This window comes from Cohnella nanjingensis, from assembly GCF_014212125.1.
In the GTDB taxonomy this organism is placed as follows: domain Bacteria; phylum Bacillota; class Bacilli; order Paenibacillales; family Paenibacillaceae; genus Cohnella; species Cohnella nanjingensis.
This window is the reverse complement of record NZ_JACJVP010000007.1, coordinates 186337-201965: the sequence shown is the minus strand read 5'-3', so window position 1 is coordinate 201965 and position 15629 is coordinate 186337. Positions and strand designations below refer to the sequence as shown.

21 protein-coding genes and 2 pseudogenes are annotated in these 15629 nt (G+C 52.0%); 7 read left to right on the top strand and 16 right to left on the bottom strand.

Annotation, left to right across the window (positions count from 1 at the left end; translation table 11 throughout):
- Positions 1–19 precede the first annotated feature (19 nt).
- A complete protein-coding gene (locus H7C19_RS06805) occupies positions 20–1024 on the bottom strand; it encodes an ABC transporter substrate-binding protein (protein WP_185141825.1) in 1005 nt (334 codons plus the stop codon).
- Positions 1025–1204: 180 nt separating this feature from the next.
- Here H7C19_RS06805 and H7C19_RS06800 point away from each other — a divergent pair, with 180 nt between their 5' ends.
- Positions 1205–1900 (top strand): HAD family hydrolase, encoded by a 696-nt coding sequence (locus H7C19_RS06800; RefSeq protein ID WP_185141824.1) that lies wholly within the window; start codon positions 1205–1207, stop codon positions 1898–1900.
- Here H7C19_RS06800 and H7C19_RS34655 read toward each other — a convergent pair.
- The 6 genes and pseudogenes from H7C19_RS34655 to H7C19_RS06770 form a co-directional block, all read right to left on the bottom strand.
- Positions 1897–2032: pseudogene (locus tag H7C19_RS34655) on the bottom strand (short-chain dehydrogenase); the annotation flags it as partial. The gene H7C19_RS06800 and the pseudogene H7C19_RS34655 sit on opposite strands and share 4 nt — an antisense overlap.
- 249 nt (positions 2033–2281) lie before the next feature.
- Positions 2282–3679: a glycoside hydrolase family 32 protein gene (locus tag H7C19_RS06790; RefSeq protein ID WP_185141822.1), complete on the bottom strand. Its 1398-nt coding sequence runs from the start codon at positions 3677–3679 to the stop codon at positions 2282–2284.
- Positions 3680–3732: 53 nt separating this feature from the next.
- Positions 3733–4107: pseudogene (locus H7C19_RS06785) on the bottom strand (glycoside hydrolase family 2); the annotation flags it as partial.
- A 153-nt stretch (positions 4108–4260) separates the two neighbouring features.
- A complete protein-coding gene (locus tag H7C19_RS06780) occupies positions 4261–4707 on the bottom strand; it encodes an acetyltransferase (protein WP_185141820.1) in 447 nt (148 codons plus the stop codon).
- A gap of 190 nt (positions 4708–4897) precedes the next feature.
- Positions 4898–5485, bottom strand: a complete 588-nt coding sequence (locus H7C19_RS06775; RefSeq protein ID WP_185141819.1) for a VOC family protein — start codon at positions 5483–5485, stop codon at positions 4898–4900.
- Between the two features lie 52 nt (positions 5486–5537).
- Positions 5538–6386 (bottom strand): VOC family protein, encoded by an 849-nt coding sequence (locus H7C19_RS06770; protein WP_185141818.1) that lies wholly within the window; start codon positions 6384–6386, stop codon positions 5538–5540.
- Between the two features lie 202 nt (positions 6387–6588).
- Between H7C19_RS06770 and H7C19_RS06765 the strand changes: the two genes are divergently transcribed.
- The 4 genes from H7C19_RS06765 (at position 6589) to H7C19_RS06750 (ending at position 8717) form a co-directional block, all read left to right on the top strand.
- Positions 6589–6885 (top strand): alpha/beta fold hydrolase, encoded by a 297-nt coding sequence (locus H7C19_RS06765; protein WP_185141817.1) that lies wholly within the window; start codon positions 6589–6591, stop codon positions 6883–6885.
- Positions 6828–7454 (top strand): alpha/beta hydrolase family protein, encoded by a 627-nt coding sequence (locus H7C19_RS06760; protein ID WP_221469079.1) that lies wholly within the window; start codon positions 6828–6830, stop codon positions 7452–7454. The genes H7C19_RS06765 and H7C19_RS06760 overlap by 58 nt, the downstream gene beginning before the upstream one ends.
- Positions 7455–7744: 290 nt before the next feature.
- The gene (locus H7C19_RS06755; RefSeq protein WP_185141815.1) at positions 7745–8155 is read left to right on the top strand and encodes a winged helix-turn-helix transcriptional regulator; all 411 of its coding nucleotides are present in this window, start codon (positions 7745–7747) and stop codon (positions 8153–8155) included.
- A gap of 139 nt (positions 8156–8294) precedes the next feature.
- Positions 8295–8717 (top strand): cupin domain-containing protein, encoded by a 423-nt coding sequence (locus tag H7C19_RS06750; RefSeq protein ID WP_185141814.1) that lies wholly within the window; start codon positions 8295–8297, stop codon positions 8715–8717.
- A gap of 267 nt (positions 8718–8984) precedes the next feature.
- Here the strand turns inward: H7C19_RS06750 and H7C19_RS06745 are convergent, their stop codons facing one another.
- Positions 8985–9473, bottom strand: coding sequence for a GyrI-like domain-containing protein (locus H7C19_RS06745; protein WP_185141813.1), 489 nt, complete (start codon positions 9471–9473; stop codon positions 8985–8987).
- Positions 9474–9618: 145 nt separating this feature from the next.
- Here H7C19_RS06745 and H7C19_RS35665 point away from each other — a divergent pair, with 145 nt between their 5' ends.
- Complete coding sequence (locus H7C19_RS35665; protein WP_376775328.1) at positions 9619–9768, top strand: GrpB family protein; 150 nt, start codon at positions 9619–9621, stop codon at positions 9766–9768.
- Between the two features lie 117 nt (positions 9769–9885).
- Here the strand turns inward: H7C19_RS35665 and H7C19_RS06735 are convergent, their stop codons facing one another.
- The 8 genes from H7C19_RS06735 to H7C19_RS06700 all read right to left on the bottom strand — a co-directional run bounded on the left by H7C19_RS06735 (position 9886) and on the right by H7C19_RS06700 (position 14594).
- The gene (locus H7C19_RS06735) at positions 9886–10263 is read right to left on the bottom strand and encodes a VOC family protein (protein ID WP_185141811.1); all 378 of its coding nucleotides are present in this window, start codon (positions 10261–10263) and stop codon (positions 9886–9888) included.
- A gap of 4 nt (positions 10264–10267) precedes the next feature.
- A complete protein-coding gene (locus H7C19_RS06730) occupies positions 10268–11023 on the bottom strand; it encodes an RNA polymerase sigma factor (protein WP_185141810.1) in 756 nt (251 codons plus the stop codon).
- A 5-nt stretch (positions 11024–11028) separates the two neighbouring features.
- On the bottom strand, positions 11029–11451 hold the full coding sequence (locus tag H7C19_RS06725) for a VOC family protein (RefSeq protein ID WP_185141809.1): 423 nt from the start codon (positions 11449–11451) through the stop codon (positions 11029–11031).
- A gap of 260 nt (positions 11452–11711) precedes the next feature.
- Positions 11712–12131 carry a VOC family protein gene (locus tag H7C19_RS06720; RefSeq protein ID WP_185141808.1) on the bottom strand — a complete coding sequence of 140 codons (420 nt, stop codon included), beginning with the start codon at positions 12129–12131 and terminating at the stop codon, positions 11712–11714.
- 312 nt (positions 12132–12443) lie between these two features.
- A complete protein-coding gene (locus tag H7C19_RS06715) occupies positions 12444–12920 on the bottom strand; it encodes a VOC family protein (protein WP_376775327.1) in 477 nt (158 codons plus the stop codon).
- 51 nt (positions 12921–12971) lie between these two features.
- Complete coding sequence (locus H7C19_RS06710; protein ID WP_185141806.1) at positions 12972–13478, bottom strand: SRPBCC family protein; 507 nt, start codon at positions 13476–13478, stop codon at positions 12972–12974.
- Positions 13478–13828, bottom strand: coding sequence for an ArsR/SmtB family transcription factor (locus H7C19_RS06705; protein ID WP_185141805.1), 351 nt, complete (start codon positions 13826–13828; stop codon positions 13478–13480). Before H7C19_RS06705 ends, H7C19_RS06710 begins: the two co-directional genes overlap by 1 nt.
- A gap of 328 nt (positions 13829–14156) precedes the next feature.
- Positions 14157–14594, bottom strand: a complete 438-nt coding sequence (locus H7C19_RS06700) for a VOC family protein (protein ID WP_185141804.1) — start codon at positions 14592–14594, stop codon at positions 14157–14159.
- Positions 14595–14914: 320 nt separating this feature from the next.
- Here H7C19_RS06700 and H7C19_RS06695 point away from each other — a divergent pair, with 320 nt between their 5' ends.
- Complete coding sequence (locus H7C19_RS06695) at positions 14915–15397, top strand: TVP38/TMEM64 family protein (RefSeq protein WP_221469078.1); 483 nt, start codon at positions 14915–14917, stop codon at positions 15395–15397.
- Positions 15398–15629: the final 232 nt, after the last annotated feature.

Here is a 15629-nt window from a genome sequence, read left to right as displayed (position 1 = left end):
GACTGCCGCCGCAACGGCCTTACTTCGGCAAAAATTCGTTGGTGTACGCCTCCGGAACGTTCAGCGCCTTCGGGATGAGGCCTTTGTCCAGCAGGAACTGCGCGTACGCGGCCCACACCTGATCCTTCATCTGCCCCCAGCCCGACGCGTCCGCGATGTACTGCGAAGCCAGGAACTTCTGGCTTTCCACGGCTAGCGTCTTGTCGATCTCCGGCGCATGCTTGAGCAGCAGCCCGGCGCTCTCCTCCGGATGATCGATGGCGTAGCGGTACCCTTCCTCGGTCGCCTTTAGAAATTTGCGCACCTTGTCGGGCTGGTTCTTGATCGTCTTGGTGCCGGCGATGAGGATCGGCGTATAGTAGTCGAGCGCGGGATCCAGCTCCCTGGCGGGAAGATAGTTCAGCTCTATGCCCCGTTCCTTGGCCTCGATGCCGGTCCAGCCCTCGAAAATCCAGGCGAAATCGACGTTTTTGCTCGTGGCGGCGAAGAAATCGTCGCTGCCGATATCGACCCGCTTCAGCTTGGCGTAGTCCGCCCCGTTCTTCTCCATGACGGCCTGAAGCACCGCTTCCTCCGACGGGGACCCCCATCCGCCGTACACTTTGCCCTCGAAGTCCTTGACGCTCTGGATATGCTTGCTCTTCGGCGCGGCAAAGCCCGACGTATTGTGTTGGAGGAGCGTCGCGACCGCCTTGATGGGCAGCGGATCCTTGCCCGTCAGCGCGTACGTCACGTCCTCTTGATAGCTGACGCCGAAGTCCCCCTTGCCCGCGGCGATGAGCGTCGCGGTCGTGCCTTCCGACGGCTGGACGATCTTCACGTCGAGACCTTCCGCGCCGTAGTAGCCCTTCTCCAAGGCGACGTAAAGGCCGGTATGGTTCGTATTCGGCGTCCAGTCCAGGATGACGGTGACCGCCTCGTTTCTCGCTCCGCCGGCCTGATCCGCTTTGTCGCCGCCGCATCCGGCCAGGAGGCCCGCCGTTAGGCCTGCGGTTGCCAATATCGCGATCGCTTTTCTGATCATGTCGCTCTCCCCTTTTGTTCATCTATTCCGATGGATTTACACTGGTTTAGAAAAATGATAACCCTCCAGTCGGCTGGAGGGTCAAGTATTTCTCTCGCGAATGTGCGAGGATAGGGGAAAGAACGATCATTTGGCCGTGAGTTCGCATCCGGCGAGCTCGATCTGGAGGGGGAACATTCCATGCGATACGCGCTCATCGACTGGGACAACACGATTCGGCGGGGCTATACCATCTATGGACTAACCGATTATTTAATAGCGCATGGAGCGGTCCCTCCGCGGCTGCTCGAGAAGTTCGAGGTATTGAAGATCGCCTATCGCGCGGGGGCCATTTCCTACGCCGTCTATACGGAGCGGACCTGCGAAGCCTTTGCGGCGGCGATGGCCGGCTATCCGGCAGACGATTACCGCAGACGCGTCGCCGCCTATCTCCCGCAGAACGAGTCGGCGATCTCCCCGGACGCGGATGCCTTGTTCGGCTTGCTGCGCCGGTACGAGGTCGACGTCTATCTCGTGAGCGGAGCGCCGGCCGACGTGCTCAGGGCGTACGCGGGCCGGTTCGGCCTGCGCGGCGTCTTCGGCTTCGAGCTGGAGGAGGACGGCGAAGGGCTGCTGACCGGCCGCGTCGCCTGCAATTACGGCCTGGACAAAGCCCGGGCGCTGCACGACCCGCTTTTGAACGTCCCTGGCGCCGTCCATCTGCTCGGCATGGGCGACGCGGACGCGGATCTTCCGCTGCTCGACGGCGCGCGGATCCCGATCGTGGCGGGCGACGGCGCCCTCGCTCTCCGCTTCTCCCACGACCGCCCCTGGGATCTCGGGCGGCTGGAGGAGCAGCTCGCCCGCCTATGCGCGAAGGCGGAACGGGCGACTTAGCGGTAGCCCGAAGCGTCGGCCGGCTTGCCCGCGTCCTGGACCTCGGCGATGTACCGCCAGGCGTCCGGCTGCGAGCCGTCCAGGTCGCCGAAAGCCGTAGACGCGGACCAGCTCGCCGCTGGACAGCGATCGGACTGCTTGCGATCCTCCTCATCGCGCTCAAGAAATTCGGCATTTCCATCGTCGCGGCGGTCGCGGGCGTCTGGCGTTGGCTGCGCGGCAAGCCCAAAGCCCAACCGCCGGCGGAGCAGCTTGTCCCGCCCATCCAGGGCGAGGTTCGGGATTAGGCCGCCCCTAAGGCGGAGAATGACTAGCAAACAAAGGCCGAATCGGTTCCCCTGGGGGAACGATTCGGCCTTTCGTCATGAAGCCATTTCCGATTTACTGAATCTCGGCCGCCCGCATCTCCCAGATGTCCATGCCGGAGATCCGAACCTCGCCGCCGGCCCGCAGCCGGATGCCGAGACTGTCGTCCAAGGACGGATACACCCTTGCCGTCAAGCAGGCCGCATCGTCGGCGAAGCATTCGATGGCCGACCGGTCCACGAATACGCGCAGCTTCAGCGTCGCGCCCGCCTCTCCCTCCGGCAGCTTGCCAATCACGGACGTTTTGTGAACGCTCGGGAACAGACTCGAAAGCGACCGGTCGATGGCGATGGTGCCCGCCGCGAAGTCGAGCCGCACCTCCGTTCGTTCCGTTCCGCACGGCGAAGCCAGCACGGAAACGGCCAATTCGCCGCCGCTTGCGGCCGGCCTCTCGATCTCGAGCGCGCACTCGAAGGAGGACGACCGCACGCCCGTATCAAACGGGGACGGTCCGACGATGACGTTCGCAAAGCTCGCGCGCTCGCCCCGCAACGTCTCGATCTCGTGGATCGGCGCGACGGACAGCGTGCCGTCCGCCTTCAGATCCACGAGGCGCGGCAGCGCCAGCGCTCCCGTCCACTCCAGCGGCACCGGGAAGCCGTCCCCTCGCCCTTCCGGCATCCAGCCGAGCAGAATGCGGCGGCCGCCTTTTTCCAAGAACCCAGTCGACGCATAGAAGCCTTCCCAGCCTCCGTAATCGACCGTGCCCCGGGCGAGCTCTTCCGTTAATCCGCCGGCACCCCACAGGCCGGACACGTATTGAACCGGCCCGTTCGGCGAATACAGCAGCACCGCCCTGTCGCCGAACCGGAACAGGTGGGGGCATTCGCAGAGCGCCGCTTCGCTCCGATGGTAAATCCCGCCGAAGCGCCAATGGCCGAGATCCGCGGAATGGTAGATCAGCGCGCAGCCCCGGCCTTCGAGCGTGCCGCCGAGCAGCATGTGCCACTCGTCGCCGTCGGGGTCTTTCCACACGTAGGGATCCCGCCATTCCGTGATGCGAAGCCCCCCGTGAATCTCCTCCGTCAGCAGCGGATTGGCGGACGGCTTGCGCCACGCCTGACCGTCTCGGGACGCGGCGGTCCACTGCTGCGCGCCGGTCGACGCGTTGCGCTCGCCTTCGCCGACGCTCGTATAGAACAGCGTGATCTCGCCGCCGCTCGGGACCGCGCAGCCCGAGTAGCAATGGAGCTCTCCGAGCTCGCGTGAAGGAGCCAGCGCGACGGGCAGCCGGCTCCAGTTGACCAAGTCCCCGCTTTTCGCGTGACCCCAATGAATGTCGCCCCATTCCGTGCCGGAAGGGTTATGCTGGTAGAACAGGTGATACTCGCCGTTCCATACGAAGGGGCCGTTCGGGTCGTTCATCCAGTTGCGAAAGGGCGTGAAATGATACCTCGGTCTATACCGATCCATGGCGATCGCTCCTCGGTGGCGTGTTTCCCGCGCTGCCGAAAAAGCGCGTCCGGCTAGCCCAGGTTGATCTCGCGAATTCGCTCGAGCGGAATTTTAGGCACTCGGTCCGCGGTGAGCAGGCCGTTCATCTCCTGCTGAACGTCCGTAATCTGAGTATAGCAGTATCCGCAGATGTACGGCGTTCTTTTAATCGCCTGCGTAATGCGATCGAACCGCTCGATAAACGCTTCTTCTCCCGCAACCTGCTTGCCGTAGCCCCAGCCCGGCTCGGTCTGGAACGCGATGCCGCCGAATTCGCTGACGATGATCGGCTGCCCGCGATAGGCGTACCCTTGCGCCATGGCGAATTTGACCCGGTTGAAGGCGATCTTGTTGTCCGTAATCGCCCGCTCTTCCGCGTACCGCTCCAGCAATGCCGCCCCGTCCTCCTAGTGGAAATGAAAAAAGGCGAGGCGAGGAACGTGCGGGAGGCGAACTTCGGCTGCCGCCCGTTTCCGAGCAGGGGCGCGGAAAGCCCAAAGAGGCCGCGGCAGACCGCCTTCCGGCAACCTGTCACGGCCCTCCGTCTTGGTTCTGGCGGCCTACGACTTGTATTCGAGGTGAAGCAAGGGAAAAGGCTTGCCCGAGCCGTCCAATTCCGACCGCCCGATCTGGACGAAGCCAAACCGTTTGTAGAACGCGCAAGCCCCGTCGTTTTGCTCGTTGACATCCACTTGAAGCATACTGCCTTTTAACTGCTGAGCGTGCTTGATCAGACGGCTGCCGATTCCTCTGCCGTGGGATTCCGGATCTACGAACAGCATTTCGATCTTGGTGCCGACCAGCCCGATGAACCCCGTCGGTTCCTGCTTTTCATTCCTGGCCACCCAGATCTCCACTTCTCTCAATGCCCCGTTCTGCACGATCTCCCGGTAAAATTGGATGTCCGATTCCGCCAAAAAGGTATGGGTGAGGCGCACGGCCCGATACCAGATATCGACCAATCGATCGTGATCCTTTTCCTCATAGGGAGAGATTTCGTTCAACATGCTCGTTTCCTCCGTTCTCGCACCTTGCAGCGCTTCAAGCATTATACACGAACAGCCGCCTATGGCGCCACGGCGCGGGATCTTCTATTCCGGCTTCGCCAAAATCGATAATTCCGAGCCGACCGGCTGCCCGCCGGCAACCTGTCACAGCCCCCAAACCCGCGTCCGACGCGGTCTGCAACTTGATGAATCAAGAACCTCGAATTTCCGAGATAATGGAACTGAGAAACTTTTGCTGTTCAACACTAGCTTTTTCACATAGGCCCCTGAGCAATTGATTCTCATGCTCGGTCAGATCCCGTTTGAGTGTTGAACTCATTCTTTGTTTCAAGTCGAAATACGCGCCTCTTTCTTCGACCGCCCGAATATAGTGCCCGTCCGGATCATAAAAGGTGAAATAACCGAAATCATTCGTAAATACAGGTTCTTTATCAATAGGGGCTCCGGCTTGTTTAATTCGTTCATGCAAAGCAAGCAAATCATTCGTTAATAACTCGACCATCGTCACGTGCCCCGTGCTGTTTGTGATAAAGAATGAACGAGGAAATACAAACTTCAATGGCGTGACATCTTCCGGTTTGGTTTCCATTAAAAAAATACCCGGACCGTTTCCATTTTTCAATGTAATATGAGCTTCTCCAAACTGGAAATCCGCCGAAACCAATTCAAATCCCAACACATTGCAATAAAAATCTACCGACCTTTTCAAATCCGTAACCGGAAATCTCATGCAGCAGTAACCGATCACATCCGCATCGTTCGTTTTTTTGCTCAACATATTCTACATTCTCCTTTTAAATCGCTATTAGCTATCATGTCCCGTTGACACATTAAAGCGGTTTGCAATGCGTCACGTTAAATCGGTTTCCGTCCATGTCATAGAAATGGAATAAGACTCTCCCTTGATCCAAGTGTCCCCCTACGTCTCCGCACTCCACACCGTTGTCCCGTAAATACTGGTGATAATCAAAGAAATCCTGTCGTTTTTTAATCAGTGTAAGTGGACGAACCGGTCCGTTGATTATGCCTGAATAAGCCTCGCTCGGCAGCTGTTCCAACATCCAAGCGGCTCGATTTGTATCAGAGAAGTTATCACTTAGAGACATGTAAAGGAAACCGTCTTCGATCGAATCCTCATTTACCTTCATTCCGACATATTCTTGATACCACTTGCTTGCCTCCCGCAAATCCCGCACACCGATTCTCGTAATGGATGGTTTAAACCCTTTACTCTTTAGCGTGTTGTCTTCTCTTGCCGTGAGACGCGTACCTTCGGCTGTAGCCCAAAAATCGAAGTATTGTCTGCCATCGGGGCCAAGGTAAAGATCAGTGACCCGAATCCCGTTTTCGGTAAAATGATCATGTACTTTTTGCAAATTTTTAGTTCGCCAGCACCAACGCAAGTGCGGGTCAACGCTTCCTCTCTCGGCATAATGAAACGGAAGTTTTTGCGACGTCATAACGGAATTCAGCCAAGTGCCGTGCCCAAGATGGGTCATTCTCCCATTTTGAACGCGTTGATCTGGCCACCACCATTCTTTGCGCCTGACTTCCCACCCCATAAAAGTCACATACCATTGAATAGCCAAATCATGATTATCCCATAGAACGTCAATTTCTCCTCCGTCATAAAACAATGCCGGAACCGGGTTGGCTTTTACGGTTTGAATCGTTGTCATTGAGAATCCTCCTTGTATCAATGAGTTTCTAAATACATGGATGCCGCTGAATACGAATATCTATCAAATTCGCATTCCCCCGAACCTGCGTCAGCCCGGGCCGACATCCCCCTTACCGTTCATATCCAGTTCACAATGTCGCGCTATCTTCCCCTTAGTCAGTAATTGTGAAAAGATTCTATGAACAGAGAGGTGTTGTAGCATGGACAGCCAACGAGTATATACCACCGGATTCGCAACTTCCAAAGATGGAACCACGATCGGATATCGACAGCTTGGACAAGGTCCGGGCCTCGTTATAGTGCATGGCAGCATGCAAGCTGCTCAAAACTTTATGGGGCTTGCTGCGGCGCTATCGAACGAATTTACCGTATACATTCCCGATCGCCGCGGCCGCGGTTTAAGCGGTCCGATGGGCGAACACTACAGCATTCAAAAAGAATGCGAGGATATTGGTCTCTCCTCGGCAAGACCGGATCTCGTTACGTGTTTGGGCTGAGTTCAGGAGCAGCTATCTCCCTGTATTCGGCACTGCACCTGCCAGCAATCCGCAAAGTAGCTCTCTACGAACCTCCCCTCTCTATAAATTCGATATTAGACGGGTTTGTGCCTCGCTATGAGCGGGAGATTAACGAAGGTAAATTGGTTTCGGCATTCATCACGATTATAAAGGGACTCCGGTTGTCGCCAATCATGAACGCCATGCCACGGTTCATCTTGCTGCCGCTATTTAATTTCGCCATGCGAAGTGAAGGAAATGCGGTCAAGGATGAAGTACCTTTGAAAGAGCTTATCCCTACATTTCATTATGACAATCTGCTGGTGAGAGAAGCGGAAGGAATGATGGAGAACCTTGCAAATGTGAGCGCCAAATCGCTGGTTATGGGCGGCAGCAAGAGCCCGGGCTATTTTAAGAAAATTATCAAGAAACTATCCGCCGTCTTGCCCCGCGTTCAAACGGTCGAATTCCCCGGTTTGGATCATTCTGGACCCGACAATGGCGGCAAGCCTGCAGTTGTAGCGGAGGCTTTGCGAGGCTTTTTCAAAGAAGTTAATCAGATCGGATAAAATCTCCTCAAGTCCCGAACCAAAGTGCTCGTCTACTTCGTATACCCTGACTATGTTTACAATCGGATTCCCCTCGCACGAAATCCAATCGCTCCAGCTTCTTATCCCCCACGAATCCCTCCGTTCGGAATGTTCCGAAACAAAAAATGGGGGTCCGGAGCATCGCGGCGGGAATGCCTCAGAGGATATGCCAATGCCCATGTGCAACGCCCACCTTGGCTACGCTGGGCTATCATCATGATAGCTCCCTTATACTTGCGTTTTGCAAGCACGAGTCGTATAATCACATTATGAAAAAGCGGGATTCTTCTGTATGTCCAATTGTATATTCGCTCGATATCTGGGGAGATTCATGGAGCCTTGTCATCCTTCGTGACATCCTCATTCACAACAAACGATATTTCCGCGAGTTTTTAGCTTCGCGCGAAGGGATTGCCACCAATATTCTTAGCAACCGCCTTCAGACGCTGACGGACGCCGGATTATTGAACAAGATCGAAGGGACGAATCGTGCCCAGACGATGTATCGGCCTACCCAGATGGCTTTAGACTTGTTTCCTGTGGTTTTCTCGATTATGAATTGGGGGCTGAAGTACAACCCCAACACGGACATGAGCATTCCAATTATGCAGGAACTGCAAGCTGACGAAGGTAAATTGCATAGACGTTTGCTGGAGCAATTTACCGATGTCACCCATTAAGCGGGCAATTCAAGGATTATGTGGCGACCGTTCATTGCAAACGAAGTCTGCTAGCGGGAATGTGTTGGACTAGCTCATCTCGAATCGTATGACGTTATGTTCAACTCATGAATATGATCCAAATTGGAGGAACGATGGAATGAATGGAACGAATTTTAGTATTGTGGAAGCCGGTTCTTTTAGCAGTATTCTGAGCGTGACGGAGGGCCCTTCTGCAGGTAAGTACTTTCTGAAAGACAAGCTTGGATTAACTGGCATGGAAGTCTCTCTTAACCAGCTGCCGGAAGGAGCGTCAGTCCCGTTCTACCACACACACCGCGAGAATGAGGAGCTTTACCTTTTCATTGGCGGCCGAGGTCAGTTGCAGGTGGATGGACAGATTATTGAAGTCAAGGAAGGGACATCAGTCCGCGTAGGGCCTGAAGGAGAACGCGCGATCCGAAATAACGGCACTGGAGATTTGTATTTTATCGTTATTCAAGTCCAGGCAGGCAGTCTCCGCCAATGGGTGATGACTGATGGTGTCATTCTGGATAAACCGGTGACCTGGCCAGAATCGTGATTGTGTTGGGAAAGGATTGTTTGCTAGGATCGCTCGATTTTATACTCACCCTATAGATGCTTACCTTTGCCGCCGTAGTTTTGGCGGCTTTTTTGCACCTGCTTAGAGAGGATCGATTCTAGCAGAACAGTATGGTTTGAGCCACGGCGAGGTATACCCTTGTGGCTGGGTCAAGCCGAACGGATCGCCAATAAAAGACCAAGTGAAGTAAGGGAGAACCCATTAGGGTGGATGGGCCGGGTTAAGACCATCGAACTAGAAACTGCCTCATTTCTTTCGAACGGGAAAACAAATATCCGTAACTGACTCCTCAGACTCGGGACCATGGTTTCTTTCATCGTAGATCTCGATATTATATGACCCCGCAAGCTCATATCCGCTTTGTTTTAACCACGTCGAATATAAGTAAGCATGCACAGCTCCCGCATTTTCAAACGGACCCTTGAATGTAAATAAAACATATGTTTGGGCTGGAATCTCTCTAACCACCATTCCTTTCGGAATTTCCTCACTTGAAGAAACTTCTACCCCAATAAAGAATTCAAAGGGGTCTGTTTCAGGATTGTACTCCTCAGGATCCGTACAAAGACCAAAAACCTCCCTTTCGTTTATGCCATTCATAACTTCTGCTTTTCTTTCCATATATTCCGCCGATAGCTTGAGCGTAGTCCGATTCTGTTGTACATCATAGAGTGTTACCTTAGTGGCTAAACCGACTAATCTCATTGCTGGTTTCTGAATAATAGTCGCTTCCATTTCAACCTCCAAGTTGATGTTATATTTAATTTTCCTGGTAATATTCGGTATCGGGAACAAGATTCCTTTTTGTTGAGTCCCCTTTTCATTAAACTTTCCGCGTGTAACACGGCCTCTCGTACCTTCGAGCTCATCCTGAATTAGATTGGAATACGGCGAACTTAAACGTATGTTGGCTGAACAATATGATTCAGACCCTGACGGTTACACACGAGCAAAAACTGCCTTTATCCAACGTGTTGATGATTTAGCGCGAACAGAACGGGGACTCCCTCTTCAAAAAGTATGGGACTAGTATTTTGCAACTGCTTCCTCTGACCTCTTGTTTGCAGGCTGCTGAATGGAAACGCCAAAGAGGGCCGCTACAGCCCTCCTCCGGCAACCTGTCGCAGCCCCTGGAATTAGGTCCTCATCAATGCACGACGCCATACTTGTTCCCGTCAGGATCGTACAGCGGAAAGCCGCGAATGCCACCGTCGAAAGTCTCGATCGGCCCGATTTCGGCCCCTTTGTCCTTCAAAGAACGATACGCGCCATCCACGTCTTCGGTATGGAAGTTGAAATATTGCTCAACCAGGTAATCGTTTCTCGGAAAAGGCCGTTGCTCGATATCAAACGAAAGCACGAGGCAGAAAATGATTTTATAATCGTTCATCATCATCACCATGGCGTTCGGTTCGTCGCGATGGGTAACCTCAAAACCCAGCATTTCCTCATACCACCTCGTGGAACGTTCCAAGTCACTCACCGGTACGAATATCCCAACGCCGTAAAAAGGCGATTTACCCATAAGCTCATTCCTCCGATTGTTTGACTAATGGCGAAGTCACAGTCAGAATGTTGCCGTCCGGGTCCTTAAAATAGAACCAGGCACGCCCATGCATGAAACGTACGCGATCGATCTTCATGCCGATATCTGACAGATCGCGGTAAGAACACAACATCGATTTGATGTCCGCTCTTCTGAAAGCTTGAACGAACGCTTCCAGCAGCTCTGCATCCGCTTTGGATTTTGGCGTCGCCTCCGTGTCCTCATCTACCTCGGCCAGCAAGTGAAATTGTCTGTCCGACGCCTTCTTGAGCCGTTTCCGTGCACGGTGTAACGCGGCTTTAACCGCCGTTGCAGACTGCCCCAACGCGCCCGCCGTTTCAGTCGGCGTGAATCCGAAGACGTCCGTCAGCACGATGAGCGCAACCTGCCTTGGCTCGAGCGCGTCCATAAGTAATTCCAACGATTCTCGGACGTCATACTGACTCCAATCTGCATAGGACAGGTTACCATGATCGGCCAGAAACTCCGGTACAATGGCGATTTTACGCCTGCGGCAGGTATCAAACCATGTGTTCGCCGCGATGCGGTACATGTAGGCTTTGCTCAGTTCGCGGTCCGGCCATCTTCGGAACCTGCGGAACGCCTTGATCATCGTCTCTTGGAATAAATCGTCACCGTTCCATTCCGTGCCAGCCAATTTCCTGCAATACCTGCGCAGCTCCGGCTCATAGGACAGAGTCAATTCCTCAAACAAAGCATTGAGCGGCGAACCTGTCATAGTAGTCAATCCTGCCGGTACTTCTGCTTATGTTCGTAGAAAGCGGTCGAGCTTGGCAATTCTTCCACGATCCCGATCCGGTTACCGTCCGGATCGAGGCAATCAAAAAATCGAATTCCATCGCTATTCACAATCGGCATACATTCAACACCTTTCTCTATCAAAGCGGTATGCGAGTATTCAATATCGAACGATTCGAAATTGTAGTATGGAATTTTATACGCTCCTGTATCGAATTGCGTCGGTTGAGGCCTTTCGACTTTCCACAAGTTGATATAAGTCGCTTCTCCCGGAAAGGCAAGCCCCGTGCATACGTCGGAAATCTGAATGACATCTAAGTCAAACATCTTTATGTACCATTCCGTCGAACGTTTCATGTCGGTAACCGGGATAAAGATCCCGCTGATCTTGCTTACAATTTTGCCCATCGATTCATTCCTCCATATAAGTAATTTCCTTCCTTTACTATAACGAAAAAATCTGGCCTCGAGATACGGGGTTTCTCTAAATGTTTTCAGCGAATTCTTGTTTGTAACCTATTGAACGAGAACACCAAAGAGGGCCGCAACAGCCCGCCTCACGGCAGCCTGTCACAGCCCCCAAACACGCTTTAGGAAATCCTATCGCTCCAGCTTCTTATCCCCCCATTAGGGAGCAAGAGACCCGTGAACGACGCGAAACGAAACACTCAAAAACCATCCATATGTAAATCGGGATAGTTCGCGATATTAATGATATTGCCCGAAGGGTCTGTAACATTGAATTCAGGAAAACGATCCATATTCCAAGTATGCGTTATTTCGGTTACTTCTTCGCCAGCGTCGACGAATCTTCGGTAGCATTCAAAAACATTAGATGTTTTTATGCAAAGAACCGCATGGCGTTTTCCATCAGATACAATTTGGATCGGTATAGGCTGCTCTACTCGTTTTAAAAACAAATAAGGTCCTGGTTCAAGTTTCAAATCCGATTCTTCTTCGGTTTTCCAGCAATGCTTAAAGCCGAAATATTTCTCATACCATTCTACGGATTCATCGATATTTCTGACGGGGAGTCTAATCTGAACTACTGTATGAACAAGTGTATTTGTCTCCGATGTATTATTCATTTGAAGCCCCCTCCCTCTAAGGAATAATCTATTACTTAAATTACCTGATTTTGTAATTATCATATATGAATCGGTTCGTTGCCGCTATACCTATGGCAGCTTTTTTTGCACTCATTTTGAGAGGAGAGGGGAAAGCCCAAAGAGGGCTGCAACAGGCTGCCTTCCGGCAACCTGTCAGCCCCAAACCCGTGTCCCGCATAGGCCTTACGCCTGTCCCTCTTCCCCTACCGCCACCGGATTACCCTCGTACGATATTACGTAATTGTTAATCATACCGTAGCTTGCATGCGATGCTATCAAGGGTCGTACCGCTTAATTCTCGTAAGCATGCTTCAAAGCCTGGATATCGATTTTATCCATTCGCATCAGGGCTTCCGAAACCTTGCTTGCTTTCCGGGCATCCTTGTCTGCCATCAGCTCGCCAAGGATTGTAGGGACGATCTGCCACGACAAGCCGAATTTGTCTTTCAGCCAACCGCAACGGCCGGGTTTACCCCCCTCGGCGGTAAGCTTCTCCCACAGTTCGTCGACTTCTTCCTGAGTTGCGCAGTTCACGAAGAACGAGACGGCCTCGTTGAACTTGAATTGCGGACCAGCGTTTAGCGCCATGAACCGCTGTCCCTCCAATTCGAAAGTCGCGGAAATCAGTGTCCCTTTCGGAAATGGCGCTCCATCACCATAACGGGTAACATTCAACGTCTTTCCATTTTTGAACACCGAGCTGTAGAAATCGATGGCTTCCTCTGCGTTGTCATTGAACCACAAGAAAGGGGTAATTTTGTTTTGCAAGATCATTCATCTCCTCAATTATCATAGTTTTCATTTTCGTTTCTTCTGTCCTTACACGATGAGCTGTCCGATACTTTCGGCGAACTTATCGAGCGACTGTTGCATGCCGAGAACGGCGAATTTCGCCATTTGGCCCGGCTCCCATTCGTGTTCGGTGATCGTCAGTTCCGTCTGGGCGTCTTCCAGGGCTTTGAATTCGATAACGAATTTAACCTCTTTCGGAAAATCCGGGGGCATGCCCACGTCAGCGGGATCGATCGGGTTGCCGTGCGCATCGGAAAGGCTCTGTGTAAATTCAAGACGTTCATGAGGCACGATCTTCGTGTAGACGCCTGTGTTGTAGTAGATATGGCTCCCTTGCTCTTGTGGCGCCTGCATGCAGAATAAATACTTGCCGCCAACACGAAGATCAATTTCACTTCGCGGCGAGGTATAGTGTGCAGGCCCCCACCAGAGCGGTACAAGCTTAGGATCCGTCCAGCCTTTCCATACCCATTCGACAGGGATATCGAATACTCGGGTGATCACGAGGTCTTGCTTATTCGAATTTTGACTCATCAGGACTCCTCCGGATCATTTGTCGTTTTGGCGCCTTGCGCCATTTCTGCTTTCATGACGGCCTCGAATGTATCCAAGCGCCGGCTCCATCGACGTCTCATGTTCCTGGACCAGTCCTCGAATTCGACCATCGCATCCGTGTCGATCCGATAAATGCGTTGCTGCGCCCTTTTTTCCACAAGGATTAATTTCGCCTCAAGTAAATTCTTCAAATGTTGGGAGATGGCCTGCGGACTGACTTGGAATTGTTCGTGGATCTGAGATGCGGAGAGCTCTTCATTGTCGGCAAGCAGCTCCAGGATGCGGCGACGTGTTGGATCTGCCAATGCGGAAAATATATCGTTAGGCATGCAGCTTGTTCCTTTCCCCTCCTTCCTATTTACCGGCCTTCCTTGTATGTTTCGTTTGATTTCGTGGTGTTAGGCAATTTGTTCTTGAACTCATAATAAATCATTTGTTTTATAAAGTAAATGCTTTAATAAAAATATTCTCATTCATGATAAAAAATCAATCTTCTTGAAGCTAAGCGCTCTGCTTTGACCCTACCGTGGGTTAATGAAAAGCCAAAGAGGCCGCAACAGGTCCCCAACCGGCAACCTGTCACAGCCCTCCAACCCACGTCCGGCGCCGCTTCTAAACTCTTACTCTTCCCCCGTCGCCACCGAGTTATCCTCGTAGCTAATCCAATTGCGCTTGTGTTACCCTATCTATTGTTTTCTCTTCTACCGCCCAAAACCGATTCCCATACGGATCGCAAAACATCATTATAGGTTCACCTCCACCTCCATCGGTAATAATCTCACCGACGGCTACACCGCATTTTATTAAATCTGAACGTAATTCCTCGATATTATCTGTAGAAAATTGCATGCTGTAATGCGGATTCCGTTTAATATCACCTGTGTACCAAAGACTGTTTTCATCGTCTTCTTCTCCAAAAAGTAGAATTTGTTGCCCGTTTTCAAGTTTAAGGCTCGCTATCCCCATAACCCACTCGATTTTAAATCCGAGCACATTAGTATACCATTTTATTGCTTTTTCATATTCCTCGGAATTACCCGATCCCGATTTACCAACCGGAATGCCTACCACAAGTTTTTTCACACCAATAGACATTTGACTTCCTCCAATATTCTATATATTTCACTACAAACCAACAATAACATTTCAATCAATTCTTGTTTGCAAGTTGTTGACCGGAAAGCCCGAAGAGGGCCGCAACAGCCTGCCCACCAGCAACCTGTCACAGCCCCCAAACCGGCGTCCTGCGCGGCGTTCGTATTTCTTTACCTTATTTTTGGATCCCGCGATAACGTGCACATGATTTCTCCTCGGCATTTCTGTATAATCGGTTCATGAGGAATATGTATGCTCCGTCAGGTAACGCGAAGATAAAAAGATGGCTTGCTTTTCTTTTTTACGCATTAACCATATGCATGCTTATCGTTTATAAATCCGAGCTTCTGGCTTGGATGCAGCAGGGCTCCCATTCAGTCTTCCTCATGCTGTTGATAACGATTTGCTTTACTTTTTTCCCTATACTCCCTTACAGCGTTGTCATAGGGATCATGGCATTTATGTACGGCACTCTCCCAGGCGCCTTACTGTGTTGGACCGGCGCTTGGATATCTTCCCTTCTGATGTACGCCTACACTAGATTTTTTTATAGCGAACAAACGAATAAATGGCTGTCGGCCAACGAACGAATTGTTTCCTTTCATGCAAAAATGAAGAAAAATCCGTTTGTTTCCATCTTATTGGCGCGTCTTATCCCAGTGCTTCCGCAATCGATCGTTTCAATTTATGCCGGTGCCGCTTCTATTTCTTTTCCAGTCTATGCGTTAGCATCCGCAATAGGCAAAATTCCGGGGATGCTAATATATGCTTTTATCGGCAAGCATCTGCTAAGCCTTTTTTAATAACTTACAGACCGAAGCAATGCTTTCTCCGACTTCTTGTTTGCAAGCTGCTGAACGAGAAGCCCAAAGAGGGCCGCAACAGGTCACCACCCAGCAACCTGTCACAGCCCTCCAACCCGCGTCCGACGCGGTTTCTCGGCTCTTATTCTTCTCCCGTCGCGATCGGATTCTCTTCGTACGAAATCCAGTCGCTCCATCTGTTGTATGCCCTTCGAGAGCCATCCGAACGCAC

What these genes read in the sequence shown, in the direction of transcription:
- H7C19_RS06805 (WP_185141825.1), bottom strand. Translation starts at nt 1,024, where the DNA reads ATGATCAGAAAAGCGATCGCGATATTGGCAACCGCAGGCCTAACGGCG.
- H7C19_RS06800 (WP_185141824.1), top strand. Translation starts at nt 1,205, where the DNA reads ATGCGATACGCGCTCATCGACTGGGACAACACGATTCGGCGGGGCTAT.
- H7C19_RS06790 (WP_185141822.1), bottom strand. Translation starts at nt 3,679, where the DNA reads ATGGATCGGTATAGACCGAGGTATCATTTCACGCCCTTTCGCAACTGG.
- H7C19_RS06780 (WP_185141820.1), bottom strand. Translation starts at nt 4,707, where the DNA reads ATGTTGAACGAAATCTCTCCCTATGAGGAAAAGGATCACGATCGATTG.
- H7C19_RS06775 (WP_185141819.1), bottom strand. Translation starts at nt 5,485, where the DNA reads ATGTTGAGCAAAAAAACGAACGATGCGGATGTGATCGGTTACTGCTGC.
- H7C19_RS06770 (WP_185141818.1), bottom strand. Translation starts at nt 6,386, where the DNA reads ATGACAACGATTCAAACCGTAAAAGCCAACCCGGTTCCGGCATTGTTT.
- H7C19_RS06765 (WP_185141817.1), top strand. Translation starts at nt 6,589, where the DNA reads ATGGACAGCCAACGAGTATATACCACCGGATTCGCAACTTCCAAAGAT.
- H7C19_RS06760 (WP_221469079.1), top strand. Translation starts at nt 6,828, where the DNA reads ATGCGAGGATATTGGTCTCTCCTCGGCAAGACCGGATCTCGTTACGTG.
- H7C19_RS06755 (WP_185141815.1), top strand. Translation starts at nt 7,745, where the DNA reads ATGAAAAAGCGGGATTCTTCTGTATGTCCAATTGTATATTCGCTCGAT.
- H7C19_RS06750 (WP_185141814.1), top strand. Translation starts at nt 8,295, where the DNA reads ATGAATGGAACGAATTTTAGTATTGTGGAAGCCGGTTCTTTTAGCAGT.
- H7C19_RS06745 (WP_185141813.1), bottom strand. Translation starts at nt 9,473, where the DNA reads ATGGAAGCGACTATTATTCAGAAACCAGCAATGAGATTAGTCGGTTTA.
- H7C19_RS06735 (WP_185141811.1), bottom strand. Translation starts at nt 10,263, where the DNA reads ATGGGTAAATCGCCTTTTTACGGCGTTGGGATATTCGTACCGGTGAGT.
- H7C19_RS06730 (WP_185141810.1), bottom strand. Translation starts at nt 11,023, where the DNA reads ATGACAGGTTCGCCGCTCAATGCTTTGTTTGAGGAATTGACTCTGTCC.
- H7C19_RS06725 (WP_185141809.1), bottom strand. Translation starts at nt 11,451, where the DNA reads ATGGGCAAAATTGTAAGCAAGATCAGCGGGATCTTTATCCCGGTTACC.
- H7C19_RS06720 (WP_185141808.1), bottom strand. Translation starts at nt 12,131, where the DNA reads ATGAATAATACATCGGAGACAAATACACTTGTTCATACAGTAGTTCAG.
- H7C19_RS06710 (WP_185141806.1), bottom strand. Translation starts at nt 13,478, where the DNA reads ATGAGTCAAAATTCGAATAAGCAAGACCTCGTGATCACCCGAGTATTC.
- H7C19_RS06705 (WP_185141805.1), bottom strand. Translation starts at nt 13,828, where the DNA reads ATGCCTAACGATATATTTTCCGCATTGGCAGATCCAACACGTCGCCGC.
- H7C19_RS06700 (WP_185141804.1), bottom strand. Translation starts at nt 14,594, where the DNA reads ATGTCTATTGGTGTGAAAAAACTTGTGGTAGGCATTCCGGTTGGTAAA.
- H7C19_RS06695 (WP_221469078.1), top strand. Translation starts at nt 14,915, where the DNA reads ATGCTTATCGTTTATAAATCCGAGCTTCTGGCTTGGATGCAGCAGGGC.